Annotated in this window: 5 protein-coding genes; all 5 read right to left on the minus strand. The window is 71.8% G+C overall.

All coding sequences use genetic code 11. The features are described from left to right. Window positions 1-897, minus strand: an 897-nt coding sequence (locus tag Mterra_RS20435) for a hypothetical protein (protein WP_218022991.1), incomplete at its 3' end; no start/stop codon positions are given. Between the two features lie 7 nt (window positions 898-904). Then, on the minus strand, window positions 905-1,261 hold the full coding sequence (locus Mterra_RS20440; protein WP_119316770.1) for a GPW/gp25 family protein: 357 nt from the start codon (window positions 1,259-1,261) through the stop codon (window positions 905-907). A 13-nt stretch (window positions 1,262-1,274) separates the two neighbouring features. Beyond that, on the minus strand, window positions 1,275-1,598 hold the full coding sequence (locus Mterra_RS20445; protein ID WP_119316771.1) for a hypothetical protein: 324 nt from the start codon (window positions 1,596-1,598) through the stop codon (window positions 1,275-1,277). Continuing rightward, window positions 1,598-2,095, minus strand: a complete 498-nt coding sequence (locus tag Mterra_RS20450; RefSeq protein ID WP_119316772.1) for a phage baseplate assembly protein V — start codon at window positions 2,093-2,095, stop codon at window positions 1,598-1,600. Before Mterra_RS20450 ends, Mterra_RS20445 begins: the two co-directional genes overlap by 1 nt. Before the next feature lie 207 nt (window positions 2,096-2,302). Beyond that, window positions 2,303-2,641: hypothetical protein (locus Mterra_RS22650; RefSeq protein ID WP_218022992.1), on the minus strand; the 339-nt coding region annotated here is incomplete at its 5' end.

Here is a 2,641-nt window from a genome sequence, read left to right on the forward strand (position 1 = left end):
GTGGGTGAGGGGGTCGGGGCCGGGCAGGACCAGGCCGTCGGCGGCGGGGGCGACCTCGAGGCAGACCCAGGCCCTCGCGTTGCAGCCGTCGTGCATGGGGTAGTCGAGCAGCCGGGCGTGCCGCCGCAGCGAGACGCGCTGCCGCGCGGTGCCCAGGTAGGCCTCGGTGGCCGCGGCGTCCTGGGAGTAGCTCAGGCGGTCGCCCACGTAGGCCAAGAGCTCCACCAGCGTCACCTGCAGGTCGGCGGGGGGGCCCTCCTGCCAGCCGGGCATCAGCAGGGCCAGCCGGTCGAGCATCAGGCGGCGGAAGCTGGCGTAGTCCTTGGCGAGGTAGTCCAGGCGGGGCTCGGGCAGGGCCCCGGGCGGGCACTCCTCCCCCGGGGCGCAGTCGAAGTCGCTGGGGCACTCGACCTTGAAGGAGAACTCCACCTCGGCGAGCTGGGCGTCGAAGCCGGCGGGCGGGGTGGGGGTGGAGGGGCTTTGCACCAGCCGCAGGGCGTAGCTCGAGTAGTCCCCCTCCTGCTCGGTGCGGATCACCAGCACCTGCTGGGGGTCGGGCAGGCTTGTGAAGTAGCGGCGCTCCTCGAGCGTCACCCGGCTGTTGGGCAGGCTGGCGGCGTCGGCGGGGTTGGTGGAGAACTCCGAGGCCACGTAGGCCCAGCGCACCCGCACCCCCTTGACCCGCACGCCCCCCTCGAGGCGCACGTTGCCCTGGCGCAGGGGCGGGTTGATGGCCTTGAAGCAGCGCACGAGCAGGGTGCGTTGCCGCTGGGCGGGGCTGGGGGCCTCCTCGTCGAGCACCTCGAGGTAGTCGATGCCGTTGTAGTCCACCCCGTCGAGGCCCGGCTGGGCCAGCAGCAGGGCGCGGGCGGGGTTCTTGCAGCGGTACTGGGTCATGGCCGCCTCACAGGCTGCGCTCGAAGCGCTCCACCCGCCGCTCCTGGGTGCGCCGCACCACGTACTGCACGGTCACCTCGAGGGCGGCCTCCTGGCTTTGCACCCGCACCGCCTCGACGAGGATGTAATCGGCCAGCCACTGCTGCAGGGCCCCCTGCACCGCGAGCTGGGTGCTCGAGGCCAGCGGCTCGCTGTTGGGCTCGAAGACCAGCCGCAGCAGCCCGCTGCCGAAGGTGGGCCGGTTGACCCGCTCGCCGGGGCTGGTGAAGAGCACCTGCTCGATCAGGTCGCGCACGTAGGCGTCGCCCTCGGCGCTGGCGGTGCGGCCCTGGCCGGAAATGCGATAAGGAAAATCCGTGTTCACGCCAATCCCTCCCTCAGCTTCCCCTGACCCGCGTCTGGGTCATGACGATGCTGACCCCCGTGCCGTTGGGGGCGCAGACCGCCTGGCTGTCCTGCAAGAGCACCGGCACGCCCCCCGCCCGCACCCGCGTGGCCGCGGTGACCCACTGGGCCGTGACGCAGGGCATGGGGTTGCCCGCCGGGGTGGTGAAGGGGCAGCCCGCCACGCTGTGGGGGGCGCTCTGGGTCACCACCATCTGGCCCATCACCCTGACCCGGGGGTTGGGCGCGGTGGCCTGGGCTTGCCCGCCGTGCAGGCACAGCACGGCCGCGCCCTGGTGCAGCAGGAAGCCGGGCACTAGACCACCTCCAAGGCCCCGTTGTTGACCGAGACCTGCGGCCCGCTGAGCTTGATCACCCCGCCCATGCCGTTGTTGATCTCGATGCCGGTGGCGCTGAGCACGATCTTCTGGCCGGTGGCGGTCTCGAGGGTGATCCCCCCGACCCCCGGCGTGTCGTCGAGCAGGATGCTGGTGCCGCCCGAGGTCTTGAGCAGCACCTTCTGGTCGGGCAGGGGCAGCAGGGTGGGGGGCATCTCGGCCAGCGAGCCCCACCAGGCCCCGCTCCAGATGGGGTACTCCGGGTCGCCGTGCTCGAACTCGACCCACACCCCCGCCCCCACCTTGGGCAGGGCGAAGAAGCCCATCCCGCTCCCCCCGAAGGGCGCACAGGGCATGGCCCAGCCGCTCTCCTGATCCCCCGTCACGTCGGGCACCCGCGCCCGGACGCGCCCGAGTTGCAAGGGGTCGCGGTTGTCGCTCACCACGCCGCGGTATTTGCCGTAGAAGTTGGGCATAGGGTCACCTGTTTAGGGGGTCGAGGGTTGATAGCTGATAGCCGATAGCGGGTCGTACGTGCTGTGTCGTACGTCGTACGCGAGACGCCAAACGCAAGACGCAAAACGCCTTGGCCGTGGACCCTCGACGGGCCAAGGGCCAGGGGCCGCTAGCCTCGGGCCGAGCGTTGGACGGGTAGTGCCTTATCGAAGGGGTCATGGGCGAGCCTAGATCGGGGGCAGCACGGGCAGCAGGGTGCCGATGCCCTCGCGGGAGAGGCCGAAGCTTTGGGTGTAGCTCGACTGCCGCAGGTCGATGCGGTGGGTGACCTGGCGCACGTAGTAATAGCCGTCGTAGGAGAGGCCCACCCCGCGCAGGCCCACCAGGCGGCGGTTGCGCAGCACGTGGCCGTAGCGCACGGTGTCCAGGCTGCCGCGCACCTCCACGGGCTCGGGGGCCGACATGCTCTGCGAGAGCAGGCTCAGGGCGGCCTGGGCCGGGTTGCGGTTGGCGCTGTCGCGGGCGAGGGCGGTGCGCAGGGCGGGGGCGGGCTCGGCGCTCAGGGG

The sequence above is a fragment of the Calidithermus terrae genome (assembly GCF_003574345.1).
Lineage (GTDB): Bacteria > Deinococcota > Deinococci > Deinococcales > Thermaceae > Calidithermus > Calidithermus chliarophilus.

Coding starts and splice junctions, on each gene's coding strand:
- Mterra_RS20450 (WP_119316772.1), bottom strand. CDS start 2,095: ATGCCCAACTTCTACGGCAAATACCGCGGCGTGGTGAGCGACAACCGC.